At 73.2% G+C, this 23,830-nt stretch carries 23 protein-coding genes; 13 read left to right on the top strand and 10 right to left on the bottom strand.

Translation table 11 applies throughout. The features are described from left to right. Positions 1-107: 107 nt before the first annotated feature. Positions 108-1,205 carry a 3-deoxy-7-phosphoheptulonate synthase gene (locus RM555_RS13030; RefSeq protein ID WP_311412092.1) on the bottom strand — a complete coding sequence of 366 codons (1,098 nt, stop codon included), beginning with the start codon at positions 1,203-1,205 and terminating at the stop codon, positions 108-110. 448 nt (positions 1,206-1,653) lie between these two features. Between RM555_RS13030 and RM555_RS13025 the strand changes: the two genes are divergently transcribed. Further along, positions 1,654-1,869 (top strand): hypothetical protein, encoded by a 216-nt coding sequence (locus RM555_RS13025; RefSeq protein WP_101415193.1) that lies wholly within the window; start codon positions 1,654-1,656, stop codon positions 1,867-1,869. Here the strand turns inward: RM555_RS13025 and RM555_RS13020 are convergent. Continuing rightward, positions 1,836-2,576 (bottom strand): phosphodiesterase, encoded by a 741-nt coding sequence (locus RM555_RS13020; protein WP_311411984.1) that lies wholly within the window; start codon positions 2,574-2,576, stop codon positions 1,836-1,838. The genes RM555_RS13025 and RM555_RS13020 overlap by 34 nt on opposite strands. Before the next feature lie 89 nt (positions 2,577-2,665). Between RM555_RS13020 and RM555_RS13015 the strand changes: the two genes are divergently transcribed. The 11 genes from RM555_RS13015 (at position 2,666) to RM555_RS12965 (ending at position 13,659) form a co-directional block, all read left to right on the top strand. Further along, positions 2,666-3,958: a M16 family metallopeptidase gene (locus tag RM555_RS13015; protein WP_311411983.1), complete on the top strand. Its 1,293-nt coding sequence runs from the start codon at positions 2,666-2,668 to the stop codon at positions 3,956-3,958. Then, entirely contained in the window at positions 3,958-5,304 is a 1,347-nt protein-coding gene (locus tag RM555_RS13010; RefSeq protein WP_311411982.1) for a M16 family metallopeptidase, read from the top strand. Before RM555_RS13015 ends, RM555_RS13010 begins: the two co-directional genes overlap by 1 nt. Positions 5,305-5,552: 248 nt before the next feature. Then, on the top strand, positions 5,553-6,578 hold the full coding sequence (locus tag RM555_RS13005) for an aspartate-semialdehyde dehydrogenase (RefSeq protein ID WP_311411981.1): 1,026 nt from the start codon (positions 5,553-5,555) through the stop codon (positions 6,576-6,578). 158 nt (positions 6,579-6,736) lie between these two features. After that, a complete protein-coding gene (locus tag RM555_RS13000) occupies positions 6,737-7,177 on the top strand; it encodes a PPOX class F420-dependent oxidoreductase (RefSeq protein ID WP_311411980.1) in 441 nt (146 codons plus the stop codon). Positions 7,178-7,253: 76 nt separating this feature from the next. After that, entirely contained in the window at positions 7,254-7,670 is a 417-nt protein-coding gene (locus RM555_RS12995) for a CBS domain-containing protein (RefSeq protein ID WP_132239381.1), read from the top strand. 84 nt (positions 7,671-7,754) lie between these two features. Next, complete coding sequence (locus RM555_RS12990) at positions 7,755-8,450, top strand: hypothetical protein (protein WP_311411979.1); 696 nt, start codon at positions 7,755-7,757, stop codon at positions 8,448-8,450. 121 nt (positions 8,451-8,571) lie between these two features. Continuing rightward, positions 8,572-8,949: an SCP2 sterol-binding domain-containing protein gene (locus RM555_RS12985; protein ID WP_311411978.1), complete on the top strand. Its 378-nt coding sequence runs from the start codon at positions 8,572-8,574 to the stop codon at positions 8,947-8,949. Further along, positions 8,949-11,006, top strand: a complete 2,058-nt coding sequence (locus tag RM555_RS12980) for an amylo-alpha-1,6-glucosidase (protein WP_311411977.1) — start codon at positions 8,949-8,951, stop codon at positions 11,004-11,006. The genes RM555_RS12985 and RM555_RS12980 overlap by 1 nt, the downstream gene beginning before the upstream one ends. 161 nt (positions 11,007-11,167) lie before the next feature. Further along, on the top strand, positions 11,168-11,926 hold the full coding sequence (locus RM555_RS12975) for a lysophospholipid acyltransferase family protein (protein WP_311411976.1): 759 nt from the start codon (positions 11,168-11,170) through the stop codon (positions 11,924-11,926). Between the two features lie 139 nt (positions 11,927-12,065). Next, entirely contained in the window at positions 12,066-12,674 is a 609-nt protein-coding gene (locus RM555_RS12970) for a cysteine hydrolase family protein (RefSeq protein ID WP_311411975.1), read from the top strand. 4 nt (positions 12,675-12,678) lie between these two features. After that, positions 12,679-13,659 carry a GlxA family transcriptional regulator gene (locus RM555_RS12965; protein WP_311411974.1) on the top strand — a complete coding sequence of 327 codons (981 nt, stop codon included), beginning with the start codon at positions 12,679-12,681 and terminating at the stop codon, positions 13,657-13,659. Here the strand turns inward: RM555_RS12965 and RM555_RS12960 are convergent. The 5 genes from RM555_RS12960 to RM555_RS12940 all read right to left on the bottom strand — a co-directional run bounded on the left by RM555_RS12960 (position 13,541) and on the right by RM555_RS12940 (position 18,439). After that, positions 13,541-14,266, bottom strand: coding sequence for a hypothetical protein (locus RM555_RS12960; protein WP_311411973.1), 726 nt, complete (start codon positions 14,264-14,266; stop codon positions 13,541-13,543). The genes RM555_RS12965 and RM555_RS12960 overlap by 119 nt on opposite strands. Before the next feature lie 74 nt (positions 14,267-14,340). After that, on the bottom strand, positions 14,341-15,054 hold the full coding sequence (locus RM555_RS12955) for a response regulator transcription factor (RefSeq protein WP_151455997.1): 714 nt from the start codon (positions 15,052-15,054) through the stop codon (positions 14,341-14,343). Beyond that, positions 15,027-16,193 carry a hypothetical protein gene (locus tag RM555_RS12950; RefSeq protein WP_311411972.1) on the bottom strand — a complete coding sequence of 389 codons (1,167 nt, stop codon included), beginning with the start codon at positions 16,191-16,193 and terminating at the stop codon, positions 15,027-15,029. The genes RM555_RS12955 and RM555_RS12950 overlap by 28 nt, the downstream gene beginning before the upstream one ends. Next, positions 16,183-17,361, bottom strand: a complete 1,179-nt coding sequence (locus RM555_RS12945) for a sensor histidine kinase (RefSeq protein ID WP_311411971.1) — start codon at positions 17,359-17,361, stop codon at positions 16,183-16,185. The genes RM555_RS12950 and RM555_RS12945 overlap by 11 nt, the downstream gene beginning before the upstream one ends. Before the next feature lie 184 nt (positions 17,362-17,545). Continuing rightward, positions 17,546-18,439, bottom strand: coding sequence for a septum formation family protein (locus RM555_RS12940; protein ID WP_311411970.1), 894 nt, complete (start codon positions 18,437-18,439; stop codon positions 17,546-17,548). A gap of 235 nt (positions 18,440-18,674) precedes the next feature. Here RM555_RS12940 and RM555_RS12935 point away from each other — a divergent pair, with 235 nt between their 5' ends. Further along, positions 18,675-19,283 (top strand): hypothetical protein, encoded by a 609-nt coding sequence (locus tag RM555_RS12935; protein ID WP_311411969.1) that lies wholly within the window; start codon positions 18,675-18,677, stop codon positions 19,281-19,283. Positions 19,284-19,425: 142 nt separating this feature from the next. Here the strand turns inward: RM555_RS12935 and RM555_RS12930 are convergent, their stop codons facing one another. The 3 genes from RM555_RS12930 to RM555_RS12920 all read right to left on the bottom strand — a co-directional run bounded on the left by RM555_RS12930 (position 19,426) and on the right by RM555_RS12920 (position 23,153). Further along, positions 19,426-20,841 carry a DUF7507 domain-containing protein gene (locus tag RM555_RS12930; RefSeq protein WP_311411968.1) on the bottom strand — a complete coding sequence of 472 codons (1,416 nt, stop codon included), beginning with the start codon at positions 20,839-20,841 and terminating at the stop codon, positions 19,426-19,428. A gap of 169 nt (positions 20,842-21,010) precedes the next feature. Further along, on the bottom strand, positions 21,011-21,826 hold the full coding sequence (locus RM555_RS12925) for an NHL repeat-containing protein (RefSeq protein ID WP_311411967.1): 816 nt from the start codon (positions 21,824-21,826) through the stop codon (positions 21,011-21,013). A 1,126-nt stretch (positions 21,827-22,952) separates the two neighbouring features. Then, complete coding sequence (locus tag RM555_RS12920; protein ID WP_311411966.1) at positions 22,953-23,153, bottom strand: hypothetical protein; 201 nt, start codon at positions 23,151-23,153, stop codon at positions 22,953-22,955. Positions 23,154-23,830: the final 677 nt, after the last annotated feature.

The raw sequence follows: 23,830 nt of genomic DNA, 5'->3' as shown, positions 1-23,830 counted from the left end.
TGCCACTCGCCGAGAGGCGACCTGCACACCGACACCGGTGCCGCCCCCGAGCCCTCCCGGGCCCGGGGGCGGCACTGTCCATCTCCACCACCGCCCCAAGGCAGGGGTCAGGCGGGGGTGGGGGCCGGGGTGCGGCGGCGGGTGCGGACGGCGGCGGCCAGGTGGCTGAGGACCTCCTCGGTGGTGTCCCAGCCGATGCAGGCGTCGGTGACCGACTGGCCGTACGTCAGCTCGCGGGTCGGGTCGAGGTCCTGGCGGCCGGCGAGCAGGAAGCTCTCCAGCATGATCCCGACGATGCCGCGCTGGCCGGCGTCGAGCTGGGCGGCCACGTCGGCGGCGACCCTCGGCTGGTTGCGGTGGTCCTTGCCGCTGTTGGCGTGGCTCGCGTCGATCACCACGCGCTCGGGCAGGCCCGCCGCCCGCAGCAGCTCCAGGGCGCCGGCCACCGACTCCGCGTCGTAGTTCGGCCGCCCGCCGCCGCCGCGCAGCACCAGGTGTCCGTCCGCGTTGCCCCGGGTGTGCAGGATCGCCGGCGTGCCGGAGACGTCGATGCCGGGGAAGACATGCGGTACGCCGGCGGCCCGGATGGCGTCCACGGCGGTGCCGATGCTGCCGTCCGGGCGGTTCTTCATGCCGATCGGCATCGACAGGCCGGAGGCGAGCTGCCGGTGCACCTGGCTCTCCACCGTGCGCGCGCCGATCGCGCCCCACGCCACCGTGTCGGCGATGTACTGCGGGGTGATCGGGTCGAGGAACTCGCAGCCGACGGGGAGCCCCAGGCGCAGCACGTCGAGCAGGAGTGCCCGGGCGGTACGCAGCCCGGTGTTGACGTCGCCGGAACCGTCCAGCCCGGGGTCGTTGATCAGGCCCTTCCAGCCCACCGTCGAGCGCGGCTTCTCGAAGTAGACCCGCATCACCACCAGCAGGTCGTCGGCCACCCGGGCGGCGGCGTCGCGGAGCAGGTGGGCGTACTCCAGGGCGGCGGCCGGGTCGTGCACCGAGCACGGGCCGACCACCACCAGCAGGCGGTCGTCGGCGCCGTCCAGCACCCGGCCGACCGCGCGCCGCCCGGCCAGCACGGCCGAGGCGAGCGTGTCGTCGAGGGGCAGGTCGTGGTGCAGCAGGGCCGGGGTGGTCAGCGGCACGACACGGTCGATCCGCTGATCGCTGACCCGAACGGTCTCCGGGGTCGTCACGGTGGGAATCCTTCCGCCGACCGTGCCCCGGGGCCGGTGCCCAGGTCGAGCCGGCTGCTCGTACGCAAAAGGGCAGGAACGAGAGCTCCTGCCCGGCCGGCTCGAATGTGGTGACGTCAGATCATGGTGAAGTCACCGGCGTGCGAGCCGGCTGCCTAAACCATCGATACGAACGCGTCACGCGGCCCAGCGTACCCGGTTGCGCGGGAAGGTCCACCCGGTCGCCGGGAAAGACCCGCTTCATGTTGGCCTCCATGGATGCGTGCGACGGTAGTTCCACGACACCGGTCGTCGTACACCTGGCACGACGCACCCGACGGCGGCGCCTGCTCCGTCGCCGGCACCGGCTGGACCACGTCTCGAACTCCGAGATCCCGAGCACCGGTGGGGCCGGTCGCGATCATCCGGGCGCGATCATGCGGCGTGCCGGAGACGGCGACGGGGTATGTGGGCGGTCATGAGTCACGAGCAGAGCGACCAGGAACGAGTGGAGTCCCGCGCACACCTGCTGCCCGAGGAGGCGGCGGCCGGCAGCGACGACCCCCACGCGCAGGCGGAGGCCATCCTCGCCGAGTCCGACCTCCGGGAGGAGGACCGCAACGCCGCCCCCGACACCGTGCTGGAGCGGCGTACCTCCGATCAGACGGTGACCCCCATCGAGCCCCCCGACTGAGCCACGGCCCCCCGGGCCCGTCGCGAGCCCCGGTAGGTGTGCTCCCGCAGCCAGGCGATCGGGCCGACCGCCCGCAGCCCCGGCGGCAGGTTGCCGATCGGGTCGAAGGCCAGCGCGGCGTCCTCCCGGGCGCTGAGCTGGGCACCGAGGCTGACCTGCCCGAACGGACGCCACGGCCCGACGGCGGACGCGACCGCGAGCACCAGGCGCGGCGCGTCCGCCCGGGCCGCGGCGGCCACCTCGGCCAGGCTGCGGCCCAGGCCGGGCGACTCCGGGTCGGCGAGCGCGGCCAGGAAGAGCCGCCGCCGGCCCGCGCGAAACGGCATGATCGTGCTGTACGTCCCCGCGAAGCGCCGCCGGGGCAGCGGCAGGTTCCGCAGCAGCGGCGCGGCCCCGCTGGAGCTGACCAGCAGGTCGAACGGCCGCTCACCGTCGCGGTGCAGCCGCACGGCCAGCCCCAGCACGTCCGGCCAGGCGCCCGGCGTGGGCACGCCCTTGGAGAGCCGGACGGTCGCCCGGAAGCGGCCCGGGCCGTCCAGCAGCGGCACCCCCGTCGGCGGTCCCGGCGTACCCCAGACGACGACCTCGCCCGCGAACGAGCGGCCCGCGGGATGCAGCAGGCGGGCCCGGCGCAGCCGGGTCAGGGCGGCGGTCGCGCGGTCGACCGCGACGGCGGCCCGGTCGGTGACGGTGGCGGCAGGCGGCATGCCTCCCCGGTACCCGGCGGCCGGCGGTCGATGCCTCGCCGCGTGCGGCGCGTCCCGCTGCGCGACCCCCGATCGGATAGCGTCGTGCCATGCCCGACAGCGGTTACCCCTGGCCCATCGAGACCACCCGCCTGGACAACGGTCTGCGCGTGGTGGTGAGTGAGGACCGCACCGCTCCGGCGGTCGCGGTGAACCTCTGGTACGACGTCGGTTCCCGCCACGAGCCCGAGGGGCAGACCGGCTTCGCGCACCTCTTCGAGCACCTGATGTTCGAGGGCTCGGTCAACGTGGCGAAGACCGAGCACATGAAGCTGGTGCAGGGCGCGGGCGGCTCGCTCAACGCCACCACCAACCCGGACCGCACCAACTACTTCGAGACCGTCCCCGCCGAGCACCTGGAACTGGCGCTGTGGCTCGAGGCGGACCGGATGGGCGGCCTGGTCCCCGCGCTGACCCAGGAGACGCTGGACAACCAGCGGGACGTGGTCAAGAACGAGCGGCGCCAGCGCTACGACAACGTGCCCTACGGCGACGCCTGGCTGCGGCTGCTGCCGCTGCTCTATCCGCCCGGGCACCCCTACCACCACGCCACGATCGGGTCGATGGCCGACCTGAACGCCGCCGACCTGGGCACCTTCCAGGCGTTCCACCGGACCTACTACGCGCCGAACAACGCCGTGCTCACCGTCGTGGGCGACGCCTCGGCCGCCGAGGTGTTCGCGCTGGCCGACAAGTACTTCGGCGCCATCCCGCCGCGCGCGGAGATTCCGCCGGCTCCGGACGGTCGGACCGTCCCGGCCACCGGCCGACCCGCCGTGGAGACGGTCACCGCCGAGGTGCCGGCGCCGCGCGTCTACGTCGCCCACCGCACCCACCCCTTCGGCAGCCCCGGCTACGACGTGCTGACGGTGCTCGCCACCGTGCTGGGGAGCGGCCGGGGCAGCCGCCTCTACCAGCGCCTCGCCGACGGCGAGCGGATCGCCCAGCCCGACATGGTCGGGGCGTACGGGGTGGACCTGGCGCACGCCCCCGCGCCGCTGATCGCCACCGCCACGGCCCGCCCCGGGGTGAGCGCCGAACGGCTGGGCGCCGGGCTGGCCGAGGTGGTCGACGAACTGGCCACCGTCCCGGTCACCACCACCGAACTGGACCGGGCCAAGTCCCTGCTGAGCACCTCGTGGTGGCGGCAGATGTCCACGGTGGACGGCCGGGCGGACACGCTCGGGCGCTACGCCACCCAGTTCGGCGACCCGGCGAAGGCCGCGGAGCGGCTGCCGGCCTGGCTCGCGGTGACGGCCGAGCAGATCGCCGAGGCCGCCGCCGAGGTGCTCACCGCCGACGACCGGGTCACCCTGACCTACCTGCCCGAGGAGAAGCCCTGATGACGCTGATCGCCGACCGTCCCGGGCCCGGCGCCGCCCGCCCGTACCGGTTCCCGCAGGTGGTCCGCCGCACGGTGGCGGGTGGTCAGGTGGTCGCCGCGCACCTGCCCGGGCAGAACCTGGCCGTGGCGCTGCTGCTGCTCGACGCGGGCGCCGGCCGTGAGCCCACCGGCAAGGAAGGGCTCGGCGCGGTGCTCGCCAAGGCCCTGGAGGAGGGGACCGCGCAGCGCGACGCGACGGCGTACGCGCTGGCGATCGAAGGGCTCGGCACCGAGCTGGTGATCGGGCTGGACTGGGACTCCTTCCAGGTCAGCGTGCAGGTGCCGGTGGAGCGGCTGAACGCCGCCGTGGAGCTGCTCGCCGAGGCGGTGCGCACCCCGAAGCTGGACCCGGACGACGTCCGGCGGGTCCGCGACGACGAGGCGACCGCGCTGCGGATGGACTGGGCCAACCCCGGCCCGCGGGCCGACGCGGCGCTGCGCGCGGACCTGTTCGGCGCCGGCAACCGCTGGGGCCGCCCCCTGTACGGCGACCCGGAGTCGGTGGCGGCGCTGGACGTCGAGGACGTCACGGTCTTCCACTCCGAGTGGTTCATCCGCCCCGGCACGCTGGTCGTCGCCGGGGACCTGGGCCGGCTGGACCTGGACGCGCTCGGCGCGGCGGCGTTCGCGGGCACCGGTGGCGGGCCGGTCGACCGGGGCGACCCGATCGAGGTGCCGACCCGCCCCGGCCGCCGGATCATCCTGGTGGACCGGCCCGGCTCGGTGCAGTCCACGCTGCGACTGGGCCACCCGTCGCCGCACCGCTCCCACCCCGACCACGTGCCGATGACGCTCGCCGGCACGGTGCTCGGCGGGGCGTTCACGTCCCGGCTCAACCACCTGATCCGCGAGGTACGCGGCTACACGTACGGCATCCGGGGCGACTTCGCCTCGTCCCGCCGGTTCGGCCGGTTCGGGGTCAGCTCCGGGGTGCAGACGGCGGTCACCGCGCCGGCCGTCGTCGAGGCGGTCGGCGAGATCACCCGTACCCGGGAGACCGGGGTGACCGAGGAGGAGCTGGCGGTCGCGCGCTCCTGGCGGGCCGGGCAGCTCTCGGTCGAGTTGCAGAGCCCCCGGTCGATCGCCTCCGCGCTGACCACCCTGGTCGTGCACGACCTGCCCGACGACTACCACGCCCGGTTGCGCGAGGCGCTGCTCGCCGCCGACGTGGCGGAGGTCTCCGCGGCGGCCGCCACGCACCTGCGCCCGGCGGACCTCACCATCGTCGTGGAGGGCGACGCCGCGGTGATCCGCGACGAACTCGTCGCCACCGGCCTCGGCGAGCTGGTCGAGCACGCCTCCTGACCGGCCCGGGGCGGTGTGACATGGGTCGCGCCGCCCCCGGCCGGCGCGGGTGGCCCGTCCGGGGCAGCCGGCGTGGATGCTGCGGCGGACCGCGCCGCCCGCTGACGATCCTCCCGTTCCACCGGCCCCTCCGGCGAGGTCGTTGCGTCCCGGGGTGACCACGGCCACCGCCGGGCGGGAGCGCCGCCGGCCCCGGTGGGTGGGAAAGCGTTCCCGGTCGGGCCGCCGGGCTGGGTAGCCTCGCGGGCATGAGGATCGGCATTGTGGGGGCCACCGGCCAGGTCGGTGGCGTGATGCGGCAGGTGCTGGCGGAGCGGGAGTTCCCGGCGGAGCAGGTGCGGTTGTTCGCCTCGGCGCGGTCGGCCGGGCGCACCCTGCCCTGGCGGGACGGCGAGGTGACCGTGGAGGACGCGGCCACCGCCGACTACTCCGGGCTCGACATCGTGCTCTTCTCCGCCGGAAAGGGGAGCGCGAAGGAACTCGCGCCCCGGGTCGCCGCCGCCGGTGCCGTCGTCATCGACAACTCCTCGGCGTTCCGCATGGACCCGGAGGTGCCGCTGGTCGTCGCCGAGGTCAACCCGCACGCCGCCGCCGTACGCCCCAAGGGGATCATCGCCAACCCGAACTGCACGACGATGGCCGCGATGCCCGTGCTGCGCCCGCTGCACGCCGAGGCGGAGCTGGTCAGCCTGGTCGTCTCGACGTACCAGGCGGTCTCCGGCGCCGGCCTGGCCGGCGTCGCCGAGCTCGACGAGCAGGTCCGCAAGGTCGCCGAGCACGCCACCGGCCTGGCCTTCGACGGCGCGGCCGTGGAGTTCCCGGCCCCCCGCTCGTTCGCCCGGCCGATCGCGTTCAACGTGCTCCCGCTCGCCGGCTCGATCGTCGACGACGGCAGCTTCGAGACCGACGAGGAACAGAAGCTGCGCAACGAGAGCCGCCGCATCCTGGAGATCCCCGGGCTGCGCGTCTCCGGCACCTGCGTGCGGGTGCCCGTGTTCACCGGCCACTCGCTCCAGATCAACGCCCGGTTCGCCCGGCCGATCAGCCCGCAGCGGGCCCGCGAGCTGCTCGACGGCGCCCCCGGCGTGGCGCTCGCCGACGTGCCGACCCCGTTGCAGGCGGCCGGCCAGGACCCCACCTTCGTCGGTCGGATCCGCGCCGACGAGACCGTCGAGCACGGCCTCGCCCTGTTCTGCTCCAACGACAACCTGCGCAAGGGCGCCGCGCTCAACGCGGTGCAGCTCGCCGAGCTGGTCGCCGCCGAGCGCCGCTGACCGACGCGCCTTCCCCGGGCCCCCGCCAGCTGTGGCGGGGGCCCGTCGCGTCCCCCGGTGCGGCCCGCCGCGTCGGCGTACGGCGGGCACACGGGCGCGGGCGGGGCGTCCGCCGTGGTTCGATGGGGACGCCGTGACCCGGTCGAGCGGAGGTTGCCGTGGCGGACGACGAGACCCAGCGGGCGTTGACGGAGCTGATTGCCGGCCACCGGCTGGGGGTGCTGGCCACGCTCAAGCGGGACGGGCGTCCGCAGCTCTCCACCGTCATCTACGCCTTCGACAGCACGGCGGCCCTGATCCGCGTCTCGGTGACCGACGGCCGGGCCAAGACCGCCAACCTGCGCCGGGACCCGCGGGCCTCCTTCCACGTCGCCAGCGACGACGGCTGGGCGTACGCGGTCGCGGAGGGGCGCGCCGAGCTGACGCCGGTGGCCGCCGACCCGCAGGACGCGACCGTGACGGAGCTGGTCGACCTCTACCGGGCGATCCAGGGGGAGCATCCGGACTGGGCCGACTACCGGCGGGCGATGGTCGCCGAGGGGCGCCTCGTGCTCCGGCTGCACGTCGAGCGCCTCTACGGCCTCCCGCCGCGCGCCTGACCCGGGCCGGTGTCGCGCGCGTTACCCCGTGCGGTCGGCGGGTAGACGGCGGTGCCGACACCGAGAGGGGAGCACCATGACAACGGTCGGAGAGTTCATGACGACCCGGTTGGTGACGATGGACGGCAACGACACGCTGATCGCCGCGGCGCAGGAGATGCGCGACAGCGCCATCGGCGACGTGGTGGTGACCGACGGCGACGACGTCATCGGCATCGTGACGGACCGGGACATCACGGTCCGGGGCGTGGCCGAGAACATGGACCCGAACTCGACCCCGCTCAACCGGATCACCAGCAAGGACGTGATCACGGTCAGCCAGTACGACGACGCGGTCGCCGCCGCCGACCTGATGCGGACCTACGCCGTACGCCGGTTGCCGGTCATCGACGACGGGCGGCTGGTCGGCCTGGTCTCGATGGGTGACCTCGCCGTGGAGCGGGAGCCGCAGTCGGTGCTCGCCGACATCAGCGCCGACGAACCGAACAACTGACCGTACGCGTCGGCGCGCCGGCTACCCCGAGATGGGAGCCGGCGCGCCGGCCCTCGGCTGGACCGCCGGAACTATGATCCCGGCGTGCCCGCAGAGCCCCCCGCACCAGGCCGGACCGCGCCGACCGGCTGGCGCCCCGACGTCCGACCCACCCTGCCGCCGACCGGGCCCGTGCCGGTGGCGGGAGCGTGGTCGGCCGGCAGGTCGACGGCGATGACGGTGCTGCTGGTCCTGTTCGGCCTGGCCGTGGTCGCGGTGAACACCGCCATCGCGTACGCGACGGTCGGCGCGACGGTCGTCCCGATCGTCACCGGGCTGCTCCTCTGCCTGGTGTTCGTGCTCGCCGTGCGTCTGCTGCACCGGGCCGCGTGGCTGGCGTTCCTCGCCATGGGGCCGGCCCTGTTCGTCCTCGTGGGTTCGGTGCAGCTCGCCCCGGAGGCGGTGCTGGAGGCGCGCGGCGTCCGCCAGGAGGTGACGATCGTCGACGTGTCGGTCGTCGGCAAGCGACATGCCTTCACGCTCCAGGGCGTCGATGGGCGCCTCGACGAGCCGCTGGTCCACCAGGGCAGCAACCCCAGCTACCGGGTCGGCGACAGGCTCGCCGTGCTCACCGACCCCGACGGGGTGGTCGAACTCGAGGCCGCCGACCGGGTCGACTCCGGCGGCATGGTCGGGGCACTGCTCTTCGGCGGTGCCGGCTGGACCTTCATCGCACTGCTCGCCGGGTGGCGCGGCCACGTCCGCCGCCGGCACGACCGCCACGACACCCTCCTGATCTAGCCCGTCCCGCGGAAGGGCCACGCCGCCGGGCGGGCGACTCACCCGGTCCGGGCGAGGTTGGCCCGGCACCGGACGGGGACCCCGTGCAGGGACATTGCCCGACGGGGGAGGAGAAGACCCGATGGTGGACGCGACGACGAGGTTCTTCGAGGACCTCGACCGGCGGGGGCACGACCCCCTGCTGGCGAAGTCCTCCGGGACCCTGCGCCTGGATCTGCACGAGGGGGCGCACACGACGCACTGGCTGCTGCGGATCGACCGCGGGCGGCTCCAGGTCAGCCAGGAGGACCAGGAGGCCGACACGGTGGTCGGGACCAGCCCCGAGCTCTTCGAGGAGCTCGCCGCCGGCCGCGAGAACGGGGTGGCGGCGCTGCTGCGGGGGGACATGACGGTGAGCGGGGACCTGCGGCTGGTGGTGCAGATGGAGCGCCTCTTCCCCGGCCATCCGGATGCCCGCGGACCGCGCCGGCATTTCGAGCTCCATCGGGAGGTGCGGTGATGGCGCAGAACACGGTCCGGATCCTGGACGGCAGCACCTTCGTGGTGTCGGAGGACACGGGGGACATCGAGGCGACACCGAGCGAGCCGACGGGGTTCTTCTCCCTGGACACCCGCTACCTGTCGACGTGGGTGCTGACGGTGAACGGCGACCGGCTCACCCCCCTGTCGTACGACGACCTGCAGTACTACGAGGCCCGCTTCTTCCTGGTGCCGGGGATGGCGACGCACTACATCGACGCCAAGCTGTCGATCATCCGGGAGCGGGCGGTGGGGGGCAGCTTCCGGGAGACGCTCACCATCCTCAACCACGACGAGAAGCCGATCGACCTGGAGATCAGGATGGAGGCGGCGTCCGACTTCGCCGACCTTTTCCAGGTCAAGGACGAGATCCTCAACAAGAAGGGCGAGATCTACACGGAGGTCGAGCCCGACCGGCTGCGCCTGGGCTACCGGCGGGGCAACTTCATCCGGGAGACGCTGATCTCCGCGTCCCCGGCCCCGCGCTACGACCGTAAGGGCTTCGCCTACTCGATCCACCTCCAGCCCAACGAGCAGTGGAAGGCCGAGCTCGACGTCAAGACGATGGCGCTCTCCCCGGGCGGGCGGGACCTGCGAATGGGACTGCGGGCGCACACCACCGAGCGGCTCGCCCTCCAGCACGACCTCGAGGAGTGGATCGCCAAAGCCCCCAAGGTCAACAGCCAGCACGACCGGGTCGCCTCGACGTACCGGCGCAGCCTGATCGACCTGGCCGCGCTGCGCTTCTCGCCGCTCTCCCTCGGCGGGGCGTCGTTGCCGGCCGCCGGCCTGCCCTGGTTCATGACCATGTTCGGGCGGGACAGCATCCTGACCTGCCTGCAGACGCTGCCGTTCACGCCGGACCTGTCGAAGACCACGCTGCGGATCCTGGCCTCGCTCCAGGGCACCCGGTTCGACGACTTCCGCGACGAGGACCCGGGCCGGATCCTGCACGAGATGCGGTACGGCGAGACCGCCGCCTTCGAGGAACAGCCGCACTCGCCGTACTACGGGTCGGTGGACGCGACCCCGCTCTTCCTGGTGCTGCTCGACGAGTACGAGAAGTGGAGCGGGGACGTCGAGCTGGTCAGGGAGCTGGAGCGGGAGTGCCGGGCCGCGCTGAAGTGGATCGACGACTACGCCGACCTGGTCGGCAGCGGCTACATCTGGTACGAGCGGCGCAACACCGACACCGGCCTGGAGAACCAGTGCTGGAAGGACTCCTGGGACTCCATCTCCTACCGGGACGGCACGCTGCCGCCGTTCCCCCGGGCCACCTGCGAGGTGCAGGGGTACGCGTACGACGCGAAGCTGCGGGCCGCCCGCCTGGCGCGCGAGTTCTGGGGTGACCCGGACTTCGCCAACCGGCTGGAGCAGGAGGCGGCGGCGCTGAAGGAGCGGTTCAACCGGGACTTCTGGGTGGCGGACGGCGAGTACTACGCCCTCGCGCTGGACCCGGACGGCCGCCAGTGCGACGTGCTCAGCTCCAACATCGGTCACCTGCTGTGGAGCGGCATCGTCGACGACGACCGGGCCGAGAAGATCGCCGAGCACCTGGTCGGGCCCCGGCTCTTCACCGGCTGGGGGGTACGGACGCTGGCCGAGGGCGAGGTCCGCTACAACCCGATCGGCTACCACAACGGCACGATCTGGCCGTTCGACAACTCCTTCATCGCCTGGGGCCTGCGCCGGTACGGCTTCGCCGAGGAGGCGGCGGTCGTCGCCAACGGCATCCTCGACGCGGCCACCTACTTCGAGGGCCGGCTGCCGGAGGCGTTCGGGGGCTACCCCCGCGAGCTGACCAAGTTCCCGGTGGAGTACCCGACGGCGTGCAGCCCGCAGGCCTGGTCGACCGGCACGCCGCTGCTGCTGTTGCGGACGATGCTCGGGTTGGAGCCGCACGAGGGGCACCTCGCGGTGGAGCCCCGGCTGCCGATCGGAATGGGCCGGATCGAGGTGCTGGACATCCCGGGCCGGTGGGGGCGCGTCGACGCGTTCGCCCGGGGCCGCCTCGACATGCACCGGCTCACCGACTAGCGCGGGCCCGGCTCCCGCGGGGCCGGCGGCGACCGGGCGGACCGGACGCCGCCGGCCCCCCTCGACCGGGGGACCGGCCCGCACGGGCGGGCGGGAGCCGGCCGGGCGCGGTGGCCCGGCGGGTCGGCATGGGGTTCAGGCGGGCAGGGTAAGTTCGCGCCATGCCGGAACTCGTGTACCCGCCCGTGATCGCCGCCGCCAAGACGATGTTCCGGGTCCTCGACCTGAAGATCACCATCGAGGGCGCCCACCACGTGCCGCGTACGGGCGGGGCGGTGCTGGCCAGCAACCACGTCAGCTACCTCGACTTCATCTTCTGCGGGCTGGGCGCGAACCCCGCGAAGCGGCTGGTGCGGTTCATGGCCAAGAAGTCCGTCTTCACGCACAAGGTGTCCGGCCCGCTGATGCGGGGCATGCGGCACATCCCGGTGGACCGGCGGGCGGGCGCCGGGTCGTACGCGACGGCGGTCAGCGCGCTGAAGCGCGGTGAGGTGGTGGGGGTCTTCCCGGAGGCGACGATCAGCCGGTCGTTCACGGTCAAGTCGCTCAAGAGCGGGACGACCCGGATGGCGGCCGAGGCCGGTGTGCCGGTGCTGCCGGTGGCGCTCTGGGGCACCCAGCGGCTCTGGACCAAGGGCCGGCCGCGCACCCTGACCCGCCGGCACACCCCGATCACGATCCTGGTCGGCGAGCCGATGGACCCGGCGGCCTACCCGGACGCCAACGCGATGACCGTCGACCTGAAGGAGCGGCTGACCGCGCTGGTCGACCGGGCCCAGCGGGAGTACCCCGACGCCCCCGCCGGCCCCGACGACACCTGGTGGCTCCCGGCGCACCTGGGCGGCACCGCGCCCACCCTGGAGGAGGCCGCCGACCTGGAGGTCCGCCGCAAGGCCGCCGCGGTCGACCCCGACGCCTGACCGACGGCCCCGATCGACCCGACGCCCGCGGGGAGGCCCCCGGGCGGCGGATCGGCGGGCACCGGGGTGGCCGGATCGTTCCGCAGCGGGGCGGGATGGTGCCTGCCGCGCCGGCGCGTCCCCGGCGAGGATTCAACCCATGAGCAGAGCAGCACTCGTCGTCATCGACGTGCAGGAGTCCTTCCGCCGCCGCCCCAGCTGGGCGTACGCCTCCAACCCCGACATCGTCGGCCGGGTCGACCGGCTCGTCGCCGCCGCCCGGGGACGCGGCGACCTGGTCGTCTGGGTCCTGCACGCCGAGCCGGGCACCGGCGGGGTCTTCGACCCGGCCAACGGGCACGTCCGCCTGATCGAGGGGCTGTCGCCCGCCCCGGGGGAGCCCACGCTGGTGAAGACGTCGCACAACGCCTTCACCACCACCAACCTCGAGCAGGTGCTGACGACCGCGGGCGTCCGCGAGATCACCGTCTGCGGCATCCGTACGGAGCAGTGCGTCGAGACCACCGCCCGGGTCGGCTGCGACCTCGGCTACGAGGTGACCTTCGTGACGGACGCGACGGTCACCTTCCCGACCCCGCACCGGGACCTGCCGGCCACGGCCACGGCGGAGGAGATGCTCGCCGACCCGCGCACCCTGTCGAGCGAGGAGATGACCGCCCGCACCGAGTACGCCCTCGCCGGCCGCTTCGCCACCATCCGCACCGTGGCCGAGCTGACCGGCGCGCCCCCGGCCGGCGCGCGGGCCTGAGTCGATGGCCCGGGTCGTCTTCCTGCTCGTCCCGCAGCTGCACCTGCTGGACCTCGCCGGCCCGGCCCAGGTCTTCTCCACCGCCGCCGACCTCGGGTACGACTACCGGCTGCACTACGTCGCCGACCGGGAGATCGTGCCGACCGTGCAGGGCGTACCGCTGGTGGCCGGGCTCCGGTGGCCCGAGCTGACCCGCGACGACCTGGTGGTCGTACCCGGATGGCGGCTGCGCGCGCACGGACCGCAGGGGCCGGTCGGGCCGGACGACCTGCGGCGGCTGGCCGACCACCACGCCGGCGGCGGGACCGTCGCCAGCGTCTGCGCCGGCGCATACGCCCTCGGCCGGGCCGGCCTGCTCGACGGCCGCCGCTGCACCACCCACCACGACGTGCAGGACGAGCTGGCCCGCCGGTTCCCGTCGGCGCGGGTGGTCCGCGACGTGCTCTACGTGGTGGACGAGCGGGTGGTGACCTCCGCCGGCATCGCCAGCGGCATCGACGTGGCGCTGCACCTGGTGGCCACCCGGCACGGGCCGGCGGTGGCGGCCCGCATCGCCCGCTCCCTGGTCCTGCACGCCCGGCGCAACGGTCACGAGCCGCAGACCGGCGCCATGTTGCGGCACCGGTCCCACCTCTCCGACGCCGTGCACCGGGTGCAGGACCTGATCGACCGCCGGTTCGCCGAGCCGCTGCCGCTGGCCGACCTCGCCGCCGTCGGCGGGGTGGCCGAGCGGACGCTGACCCGACTGTTCCGGCGGGCCACCGGGCTGACCCCGCTCGGCTACCAGCAGCTGCTGCGGGTGGAACGCGCCGAGCACCTCATCGGGCACGGCGCCACCGTGGAGGGTGCCGCCCGTACCGTCGGCTTCACCGATGCCCGGATGCTGCGCCGGCTGCGGGCCCGTGCCACCCGCGATCGAAGCGCCCCGGCCGGTAGTAGTCGTCCCGGGACTGGAACTCGACCGGCAGCGACCCGGGCAGGGTGATCCGGGTCTCGCCGGCGCCCGGCCCGCCCCCGGCCCGCACCGCCAGCACGTCCCGCTCGGGCGGCGACAGGTCCACCATTTCGGGGTGGGCCAGCCGGAACCCGGCCACCGCCCGGCGCACCTGGCGGGTCAGCCCGGTGATCTCCCCGGCGGGGCCGCTGAGGCCGAGGGCCGGCTGCTGGATGGTGCGCAGCGCGTCGCAGACCACCAGCAGGCGGGCGCGCTCACCGGGCCCCGCCGCCAGCAGCTCCAGCCGGGACGGCCACTGCCAGCGGATCTGACCGCTGATCAGACCCGGCAGCCGGACGCCCCGGCGGTGCCGCGCGCCGTCACCGACGCCGTCGACCAGGGCGAGCTGTGGCCCGCCGCCGGCGTACGCGATCCGTCGGTCGGTGACGGTCACCGCCACCGGCTCGGGCAGCGTCCACCGTCGCCGTGCCTCGGTCGGGCCGAGCAGATGCCCCGACGCGTGCAGCCGGTGCCGGGCGAGCACCCGCTCACCGGCCTCGACGACCAGCTCGTGCCGCCGGTCCAGCGCCGGGGCCAGGTCGTCGTCCGAGTCGAAGCGGTGCGGGGCGATGAAGAAGGGGGACGCGTCATCGTGCATCGTCATGACCTCCGGTGCCGACGGCATCTCACCATGAGGGTCGCCGACCCCAGGGCCGGCTGTCATGACGCCCGTTAGGGGGTCGGCCGGTCGTAGGAAGCCTGTGACCGATAGATGCCGATCTCCTCCGGCCGGACTAGGCCGTCCTCGATCGCCCGGGCGAGCAGCGCCGCCTTGGTGGCGGCCGGCCGCCCCGCTCGGGTGTACTTGATCCGCGCCCGGTCGACGTACTGCTTGACGGTGTGCTCGCTGATCCGCATCCGACGGGCCACCGACGCCTTCGACATCGACTGGAACCACAGCAGCAGCGCCTCGCGTTCCTTGTCGGACAGGGCGGGCCGGTCCGGGCGGGGGTCACCCACGATCGCCCCGGCGAGCGCCGGCGGCACGTACGGGCGGTCGCTGGCGGCGGCCAGCACGGTGGCCACGCAGTGTTCCCGCCCCTCGTGCTTGGCCAGGAACGCGACCGCCCCGGCGTCCAGGGCGGCGAGGATCGTCTGCGGGTCGGTGTGCTCCGAGTAGACCACCACCCGCCGGCCGGCCGCGCTCAGTTCGGCGAGCTTGTCCAGGGCCATCCGCCCGTGCAGCCGCAGGTCGAGCAGGACCACGTCGGCGTCGGGGGCGGCCCGCAGCACGGCGTCCGGGTCGTCGCCGGTCGCCAGCACCCGCAGCCGGGGCTCGGCGGCCAGCCAGACGCGGACCCCCTCGATGACGACCGGGTGGTCGTCGACGATCGCCACGCCGACCGGCCGACCGGCGGTCACCCCCGCCACCGCGTCTGCGCCCATCTGATCTCCCCGTCCCGCTCGTAGAGGTACTCCACCCGCCCGTCGTCGCCCGGCGGTCCGGCGGTGTCGGGACCGGCCCGGTCGGGCGTGACCAGGCTGACCACCACCTCGTCGGGCCGGGCGACCACGGTCAGCCGGGCCCAGCCCCGGGCGTCGGCCAGGAGCGCGGTGAGCGGGTCGGCCAGCCGGCGGCGCACCTGCACCGGCAGGGGCGGCGGGTCGCCGATCGTCACCAGGTCGATCGGTAGCCCGTTGCGGTCCGCCAGGTCGGCGGCGGCCCGCAGCTCGTGCAGCAGCGGGTCGGGCACGTCGTCGGACTCGGCGATGAGCCGGCGCAGCCGGGCGGCGGCCAGCACCGCCCGCCGCTGCACGTCAGGGTCGGCCGGGTCCGCCCGCCCGTCGGCCAGCTCCGCGAGCACCTCCTCGGCGGCGCCGCTGACCAGCGTCAGGCGGGCGCGCCGCTCCTGCCGGGCCCGTTCGGCGGCGTCCCGCTCGGCCGCCGCCGCGTGGGCGTCCGCCGCCGCGCCGGCGCGCTGCCGGGCCAGCCTCGCGATCGCCGTGCCGCCCACGAAGACCGCCACCTGAAGGGTCGACGTGGCGTAGACGGACATGGCGTACCGGGCCAGGTCGGCGGGGGCGGTCGCGCCGTGGCCGAGCACCCCGGCCAGCGCGATCAGCGCGTGCACGCCCAACGCCGCGATCAGCCCGTGGGCCCGCCGCCCCCACAGCACCATGACGAAGAACCAGCCGAGCGTGCCCCACACCCAGTTCGCGGCGGTGAAGAGATGCCGCTCACCGGCCGCCGCGACAACCACCGCGTCGACCACCAACAACAGCGCGGCCAGCGGCCAGGCCGGCAGGGCGGCGCCGCGCAGCAGCCGGAGGCCGGCCAGCACCCCGACCGTCGCCACGAGCAGCCAGCCGGCGAGGACCACCGCCGGCGCGGCCAGCTCCGCCCACGCGCCCAGCACCGCGGGCAGCGCGATCGCCGTGTGCCAGGCCAGCGCGATGACCACCGCCACGACCCGGGCGCCGCCGTCGGAGGCGGCGGCCACCGCCGCCGCCGGGTCCACCGGGGACCGGCCTGCGTCCGGCGTACGCGCCGTCGGCGCCGGGGCGTTCGTCGTCTCAGTCGACACCGGACCACTCCAACCGGATCCGGGTACCGGCGCCGGGGCTCGAGTCGATCTGGGCGCGCCCGCCGACGGAGGACATCCGGCCGCTCACCGACTCGCGTAGCCCGTACCGGTGCGCGGGAACGGCCGCCGGGTCGAAACCCGGACCGTCGTCGGCGAGCTCGACCACGACGGTGCCGGCGACCCGGCTCAGCCGCAGCGCGGCGGACGCGCCCGGCGCGTGCCGGACCACGTTGGACAGCGCCGCGTACGTGCTCTCCGCGAGCGCCTCCGCGACCGGGGCGGGCACGACGCACGGCGCCAGCTCGGTGGTGACCGGCAGCTCGGGCAGCCGGGCGCGCACCGCCCGCAGCCGCCCGTCCAGCGGCACGGGCCCCTCCTCGGGCGAGGACCGCGCGTCGGCCAGCGCGGTGAGGGTACGCAGGTCGGCGGCGCACCGCTCGCGCAGCGCGGCGGACGGGCCGGCGACCGCGCCCAGCCCCACCATCGTCAGGGTGGCCAGCACCGTGTCGTGCAGGTCCCGGTTCTGCCGCCGCTCCGCGTCCCGCGCGGTCCGGGCGACCAGCGACTCCCGGGTGAGCCGCTGGTGCGCCACGAAGGCGTCGTCGGCCCGACCGATCCGCCGCCGCATGATGGCGGTGATCAGCGCGCCGCAGGCCGTCTGCACCAGCAGCGTCACCGCGTGCGCGACGGCCTCGTCGGGCTGGCCGGCGGCGTGCGCGCCGGTCGCGTACGCCGCCGTCACCAGCAGCCCGGCCGGAACCGACCAGCCGATGGGGGCGTTGGCCTGCGCGTTGAGGACCGTGGTGCTGGCCAGCACCGCGATCCAGCTCACCTCGCCGGGGAGCACCTCGGGGGCGACCAGCGCCGGCATCGCCAGGCAGGCGGCGGCGGTCAGCGCCACGTCGCCGAGCACCATCGGGCGGCCGATGCCGTGGCGCAGCGCGCGGAACGCGTACCAGACCGACCATGCGGTCAGCGCCGCGACGGCCGGAAACAGCAGCGCCGGCTCGACCGGCGGGGTACGCACCGACAGGGCGACCACCGCGCCGACCAGGCCGCAGGCCAGCCGCAGCAACGCCGGCAGGCGGGTGAAGATGAGGGTGAACGCGCCACCGGCCGGGTTGTCCAGCGCGGTCGGCGACGTGGTCGGGGCGGCAACGGCCGGCATCGGGAAAGTGGGTCCTTCTGCGACAACGACCCGATCCGGGCCAAAACGGGGGATCGACGCCGGAGAATAGCATGAGCGCCGGCCCGCGATCACCCTCGGTGCGTGCCGTGTCGCCGTTCGGTCAGCTCTTCCCGGCGCCGTCGACAGGCCGCTGACCTGCCCGCCCGCCCCTGCGGGTGCCCGGTCAGTTGATCGGCAGGACCTTCGTGCCGCCGCCGGCGATCGAGCGGGTCAGCTTCTTGCCGCTGGACCAGTACCAGCAGCGCACCCCCCGGTCGCCGCGCGCCCACGCCTCCTCGGACGGGAACCGGTACGTGCTGCCCGTGCGGTAGCGGAGCATCCCGTCGACCGGCACCTTCGCGTAGCGGGCGATCACCGGCCGGCACTTCGCGTGCACGGCGTCCTCGTCCTTCGTCGCGTCCTCGTACGACACGTCGGGCGCGGTCCAGACGCCCACGTACTCGAAGCGGTGGACCTTCGTGCACGGCACCGCCAGCAGGTTCGACCACTCGTCCTCCTCGGCGCAGCCGTACCGCAGCGGGGTGGCCGCCTTCAGCGCGCCCCGCAGACTGCCCGTCCGGTTGACCGCCGAGTCGTTGTCGCCGTTGGCGCCGCTCACCGCGTCGAGCTCGAACAGGTCGCACCGGTACCACCGGCTGCCGCCCGTCCAGCCGGCCGGCGACGTGGGCGCCACCTGCACCGACAGCCGGGCGTCGCGCCACTCGCCGCCGACGAACTCCTTGGCCTTGGCGTCACACTCGGCGAACGCGGACCGCATCGCCGCCGACCCGACGCGAGGCGGGATCGGGCGGGCGGCCAGGTCGCCGGTGAACGTGCCGATGTGGAACGTCTCGACGAGGTGCGCCTTGGCGCAGTCGACCGGCTGGTGGCTGGTGAGGTAGGCGGTCGGCTCGGCGACGACGTGGCACTCGCCGGCCTGCGGCGCGAACTGGCGGGCCTCGGCCACGGGCCGCCAGTCGTCGGTCAGGTCCCCGTCCGTGCCGGCCGGCGTGCCGCATCCGCTCACCGCCGCCGCGACCAGCGCGGCCGAAGCCGTGACGCCCAGCCAGCGTCGCATGTGGTCCTCCCCGCGCCCCCGTGACAACCGGCGCAGCATATGGCACCCGGCGCGGAGCCGGGTGCCCGCGGGCTTGGGCTGCGGCATCGCGCACCCGATCACGTGGTCGCCCTGCCCGACCGCCGTCGGGGCGGTGCTGCGCCCGCGCGGCCGGGCGCCACTGACGAGCCGCCGGCTTTGGACGGTGGTGCTACCTTCGCGCCGTCGCCGTTCTCACCGCCGTCGGGAGCCCACCGTGACGAAAAGGTACGTCGGTCTGCTCGCCCTCGTCGCCGTGACGGCGTGCCTCGCCGTGGTCGGCACCCTCGGCGGCTGGTTCCTGGCCGGCCGAGGCGACTCCGAGCGGGCCGACCCGACGCCATCCGCGCGGGACGCGGCCACCACCGGCGCCGCCGGCGGCCCGTCGACGGGCTCCCCGGCTGCCGGCGCGTCGCCGGGCGCCGGTGCGTCGCCGACGAAGGAGCAGCCCGCGGGACGGACGTACCAGCTCGACCGGTCGGTCTACAGCCAGTCGGGCCTGACGGTCACGCTGGTCAGCGCGGCAACCACCGGCGGCAAGCTACGGCTGAACCTGACGTACCGCAACGGCTCGCCGGTGCCGTGGCCGGTGAGCTGCCCGACCGCCGAGGTCGACCGGACCTCCTCCGAGATCGTCCTGTCGGACGGCCGGACGGTGCGTCCCGAGTCCACCTGGTGCACCACCACGCGGCCCGACGAGTCCTTCAGCATCGCGCCGGGGGAGCGGGTGGAGAGCTGGGCCGTCTTCCCGGTGGTGCCGGAGACCGGGTCGTCCTTCGAGCTGAGCTGGTACGACTTCCCGACCCTCGACGTCCGGCTCCGCTGACCGTCCCGGCAGAACAGGCACGGCCGGCACGGGCACTGTGAGTCAGTGTCCGTGCCGGCCGGCAGGTGACGCATCCGGTCACCCTGTCCGCCGACGGTGGCTCACCAGGCCGAACGCGCTGCCTGGAGTGCCGCCGTACGGGTCAGGCCTGGGTCTCCCTGCGGCGCAGCCGGCTGGCGCCGACCATGAGAGCGCCCGCGGCCAGCAGGCCGCCGCCCAGCGAGAGGGCCTGGGTGGAGCTGACGCCGGTGACCGGCAGGTGGGGCTTGCCGTCCTTGTCCTTGTCCCAGCCGCCCTTGTCCTTGTCCCAGCTGTCCTTGTCCTTGTCCTTGTCCCAACCGTCCTTGTCCTTGTCGGGCTTGCGGGGGTCGTACTTGCCGTGCCGGATGCAGACGGTGACGGTGACCGGGTCGGAGGTCACGGTCGCGCTGCCGTACTTGCCGGTCGCCCGGGCGGTGTTGACCACCTTGCCCTTCTTGACGTCAGCCGCGGTCACCACGTGCGGGTTGACGGCGTGGCAGTCGGTGCTCGTACCCGGTGCCAGGGTGGTGTTGTTGCAGACCACCGGTCCGGCGGTCGGGTCGTTGACCGCGACGTTGGTGATGGTGACGGTGCCGGTGTTGGCCACCCGGTAGGTGTAGAAGATCTTGTCGCCCTTGGCCGCGAAGCCGTCCTTCTCGCACTTGTCGCGGCAGTCCGACTCGACCCGGGCCTTCTTGTCGATCGACAGGCTGGCCTGCGCCTCCTGCGTCGTGACGGTGAACGTGGCGTTGTTCGACGGCACCAACTGCTGGCCGAGGAATCCGGTCGCCTGGGCGATGTTGACGATCTTGCCGTTGGCCACGTCGGCCTTGGTGACGGTGTACGTGCCGGTGCAGGTGGTGCTCGCCCCCGGCGCGAGCGAGGTGGCCTGGCAGGTGATGCCGGTGACCGTGTTGTCGTTGACGGTGATGCCGGTGATCGGGTTGACCGTACCGGTGCTCTGGTTCGTCACCGTGTACGTGTAGGTGACCTTGTCACCGGCCTGGAGACCGCTGGTCGGCGTGCCGGTCTTGGTCAGGGTCAGCTTCGGGTTCACCCTTGGGCTCGACGCGGCGCACGTGTGGGTGAGCACGAAGAAGTCGGCGGTGCCGGAGATGACCGCCGAGGCGCCGGTCAGCGTCCAACCAGCCGGGAGCCTGATCCAGGCCTTGCTGGTGCCCATGTCGTTGACGATGGCGCTGTTGGAGGTGGGGGCGGTCGGGATCGTCCGGATTTCGGTGCCGCCGGGCGTGCTGAACGTCGCCGTGACCGACAGGAAATTGCCGCTGGTCTGCTGGTTGCCCGGCAGGTTGAACACCCAGACGTCCTCGTTGGCGAAGGGCCCGCCGCCCAGGTTGGGATCGCAGTTCTGCGTGGCTTGGGTCGCCGTCCTCGGCACGTTGCCTGGATTGATGTTGATGGTCTCCGCCGCCAGGGCCGGCGAGCCGCCCAGCAGCAGGGCACCGGCCAGCAACGCGAAGGCGGCCAGCCGGGCGCAGAGGCGGGCCGGTCCGTTCGTGGTAGAGGTTCTGCTCATGTAAATCCCCCGTGCGGTGATCGTTGACAACGGAGGCAACGAGGGGTAGAGACATCCGTCACGTCGGACCAAAAAGAATCCCCCGCTAGGGGTACTGCCACGCCAATCCTGAACGCCCACCTCTTATCCGGCCGGGGATGTCCCCGGCCGGATGGTGCAAGATGAGTGATCAGTCGCGCACTCGCACGACGCAGTAGGTGGTGTCGGGGGTCGCCGGGACGGACAACCGCGCGTTGACCGCGTACAGGCTCGAGCCGAAGGAAACCACAGCCGACGGTTCGTCGAGGTCGCGGTCACGGATCACGTCGACCGGCGTGGCCCGCGTCAGCCGCTCGTTGAGGCGGAACTTGGCGATCACGTTGTTCCGGTTGCGCACCACATACAGCGTGCGCCCCTCGAGCAGGAGACCGTCGCCGTTGGACACCGACACACCGCACGTGCTGATCTGGGCGGCCATGCCCGCGCGGGGATCGAAGCAGTAGAGCCGGCCGGTCCTGGCCTGCACGACGATGAGCTTGCCCGCCCAGGCGGCGACGATGCCGGTGTTACAGGCGGTGGGGTCACCGAGCCCACCTGGCAACAGCAGCGCGCGTACTCCCGACTGTCCGGGCAGCGAACCATTGCGGCCGAACTCGACGCAGTAGACCTTTGCCTTCTCCGAGTCGGTGAAGAACACGGCCTTCTTCGTGGCGGTCACGCCGTCGATGAACCCGCCGCCGAAGTCGTACGTCGCCAGGCATTCGCCGGTCGATTCACGGTAGACGGCCGCGCCGCCCATGTTGCCGCAGGCCGCCCAGATCCGGCCTCGTTCGACGTCCAGACCCGTCGCCTGGGTGCCGGGCACGGGCGGCACGAGGAGCTTTCCCCTACCGGTGCGCAGGTCGGCACACCAGAGGCATCCGTCGGCCATCGAGCTGACGTAGATCTTCGTGCCGGTTCCGCGGGCGATCCCCTCCGGGCAGAACCCGTTCGGCAGGTTGATCACTGAGGGATACCGGCCGTGCCCGTGGTGGGCCGAGGCCGGAGCCGCGGCGATGGCGGCCCCGATGGGCGCCGCGACGGCTGCGGCCAAGAGCGTTCGTCTGTGCACAGTCGTGCCCCTTCCAACAGGCGAACACCTATATGGGACCTGTGGATCATGCGCCGGGGCCACTCCGCCATTGCTCGACAAGCGACCGGACGGAGCCCGCGTGCCACCCGCCGATCACCGCCGCCGAAGGAGCCCGCGAGCCGAGGATCCGAAGAAGCCGGCCCGAGCGAGTGATCGCATCGAGGGCGTGGGGTTCGTGACCATGTCGGTGACCCGGGGCAGGTGGTGCCGCTTGCGGCTGGCCGGATAGCTCCATGGGAGCCGTCCGGTCGGGAGAAGTGCCTGTGCGCCCGGCAGGATTCGAACCTGCGGCCTTGGGATTAGAAGTGGCATTCAGGCCTTGATCTCTGGCTTCAGTGATTGCTCTAGCTGCGCAAACTGCTTCCCTGATGCGCCCGGCTTTCCTTGGTGGCCCGTATTCCGCTCCACGAATAGCTCCACGTTCGGCCGGGTTGAAGGGTTCGGGTGATCTGAGATGTAGTAATGCTCTGTAAGTCGGCGCAGTAGGGCCTGGCTGTCGGCTGGTTGGTGTCGGCTGGATGTCCGCGACGTTGGGAATTGCTGCTGCCGGGATGTGGTCCAAACTTCCTATACGGCTTCTAAAGCGGCCCGCTTCGCAGGCCGCGCGCATCGCCGGCCAGCGGCCGGCCCCGACGGGGCCAGCCGGTCGGGACCGCGCCCTTAGCGCAAGCGCACGGGCGCTCCCGGAGGTTGCAGCCCGTTGGCAGCGCGAAGGATGCGAAAAAGCCCCGGGTTGCCATGACGGTTGGAACTTCGGGGCTGGGGCGGCAACTGTGAATCAGAGGTAGTGCCTCCGGCGGGACTCTCGGGCGTGTCGTCGGCGCCACCCCGGAGCCTTCGTCCGGGCGAAGCCGAGTGGGTGAGGCCTATCCGGTCAAGGTCGTTCGGACAGTGGCGTGCTCCATCCTAACGGGCCAGGCCCCACCCACTCCACGAATGTGCGGACGAAGGCCGAGGGGATGCCTAGAAGAGCAGGGGGAGGGCAGGAAACTCCCTTGAGCTACGCGGTGGTCACCTTGCTCGCCAAGAAGATCCGGCACTCACCGGTGCTCTCGAACAGCACGGTTGAGAGGTAGTGTTCGCCATTCCTGGTCTGCCTGGCCTCCACCTCAATGCCGATCTCGTCAATGCCCTCCACCTGGACCCGACGCGGAGCCGGAGTTCCGCCGCGAACCTCTGTCGTCACTACTGAGATATCCATACGTCGAGTGTGGCCGGCAGGTACGACAACCGGCTCGCCGCCTGGGCCGGAGGGTGGGCGGGCGACGATCGGCCTGCGGAAGGATGCGTCTAGGGACGCCGGCGGGCCGTTCGAGCAGTTCTCCCCCATGCCCGCTCAGCTTGAGCGCCGCTGGCGATCCCTTCGAACGAAGGAGCCGAGCCCCGCCTGGCGGCCGACCGAGCCGAGCCGCGAACCGGCAGGTTGAGGCGTGAGCCCGCCAGGCAGCAATCCGCTTCGCGCAGAGGCGAGGTGTGTTAGCGGACGTGCTCATCCGCGGCGAGCCGGTCGCGAGCCTCTGGTGACACCTGCGTGTATCGCGTCCAGAACGACCGCAAGGGTTGTCTGAACTCGTTGCTGCATGTGGGGCTCCCAAGCGCTTCTCGGAGCGTGATGTCGCCCCTGAGGACGGCGCTGGTCGTTAATGGCGGCCGTGGCGATCGCATGGCCTACGAACCAAGTTCGCCGAAGTACCAGCAAACTCATGGCCCCATCATGCCGAGCAGAGGCCGGCAGTCGCGAGGAAGGGGGCCTAGGCTGTGTCTTCAAAGGATCTTGGTGTCGGATGATGTAGCGCGTGGGTCGTCGCTACGAGTTGTCTGACGTTGAGTGGGAAGCGCTGTCGCGGTACCTGCCGTCGGCGGTGACCGGTGGTCGGC

Source organism: Micromonospora reichwaldensis (genome assembly GCF_031845925.1).
GTDB lineage: Bacteria > Actinomycetota > Actinomycetes > Mycobacteriales > Micromonosporaceae > Micromonospora > Micromonospora reichwaldensis.
This window is presented reverse-complemented; position numbering and strand designations above follow the sequence as displayed.

Excerpts from the sequence above, each read along its gene's own strand:
- RM555_RS13025 (WP_101415193.1), top strand. The coding sequence starts at position 1,654 with ATGAGTCACGAGCAGAGCGACCAGGAACGAGTGGAGTCCCGCGCACAC.
- RM555_RS13020 (WP_311411984.1), bottom strand. The coding sequence starts at position 2,576 with ATGCCGCCTGCCGCCACCGTCACCGACCGGGCCGCCGTCGCGGTCGAC.
- RM555_RS13015 (WP_311411983.1), top strand. The coding sequence starts at position 2,666 with ATGCCCGACAGCGGTTACCCCTGGCCCATCGAGACCACCCGCCTGGAC.
- RM555_RS13010 (WP_311411982.1), top strand. The coding sequence starts at position 3,958 with ATGACGCTGATCGCCGACCGTCCCGGGCCCGGCGCCGCCCGCCCGTAC.
- RM555_RS13005 (WP_311411981.1), top strand. The coding sequence starts at position 5,553 with ATGAGGATCGGCATTGTGGGGGCCACCGGCCAGGTCGGTGGCGTGATG.
- RM555_RS12995 (WP_132239381.1), top strand. The coding sequence starts at position 7,254 with ATGACAACGGTCGGAGAGTTCATGACGACCCGGTTGGTGACGATGGAC.
- RM555_RS12985 (WP_311411978.1), top strand. The coding sequence starts at position 8,572 with ATGGTGGACGCGACGACGAGGTTCTTCGAGGACCTCGACCGGCGGGGG.
- RM555_RS12980 (WP_311411977.1), top strand. The coding sequence starts at position 8,949 with ATGGCGCAGAACACGGTCCGGATCCTGGACGGCAGCACCTTCGTGGTG.
- RM555_RS12975 (WP_311411976.1), top strand. The coding sequence starts at position 11,168 with ATGCCGGAACTCGTGTACCCGCCCGTGATCGCCGCCGCCAAGACGATG.
- RM555_RS12970 (WP_311411975.1), top strand. The coding sequence starts at position 12,066 with ATGAGCAGAGCAGCACTCGTCGTCATCGACGTGCAGGAGTCCTTCCGC.
- RM555_RS12965 (WP_311411974.1), top strand. The coding sequence starts at position 12,679 with ATGGCCCGGGTCGTCTTCCTGCTCGTCCCGCAGCTGCACCTGCTGGAC.
- RM555_RS12960 (WP_311411973.1), bottom strand. The coding sequence starts at position 14,266 with ATGCACGATGACGCGTCCCCCTTCTTCATCGCCCCGCACCGCTTCGAC.
- RM555_RS12955 (WP_151455997.1), bottom strand. The coding sequence starts at position 15,054 with ATGGGCGCAGACGCGGTGGCGGGGGTGACCGCCGGTCGGCCGGTCGGC.
- RM555_RS12945 (WP_311411971.1), bottom strand. The coding sequence starts at position 17,361 with ATGCCGGCCGTTGCCGCCCCGACCACGTCGCCGACCGCGCTGGACAAC.
- RM555_RS12940 (WP_311411970.1), bottom strand. The coding sequence starts at position 18,439 with ATGCGACGCTGGCTGGGCGTCACGGCTTCGGCCGCGCTGGTCGCGGCG.
- RM555_RS12930 (WP_311411968.1), bottom strand. The coding sequence starts at position 20,841 with ATGAGCAGAACCTCTACCACGAACGGACCGGCCCGCCTCTGCGCCCGG.
- RM555_RS12920 (WP_311411966.1), bottom strand. The coding sequence starts at position 23,153 with ATGGATATCTCAGTAGTGACGACAGAGGTTCGCGGCGGAACTCCGGCT.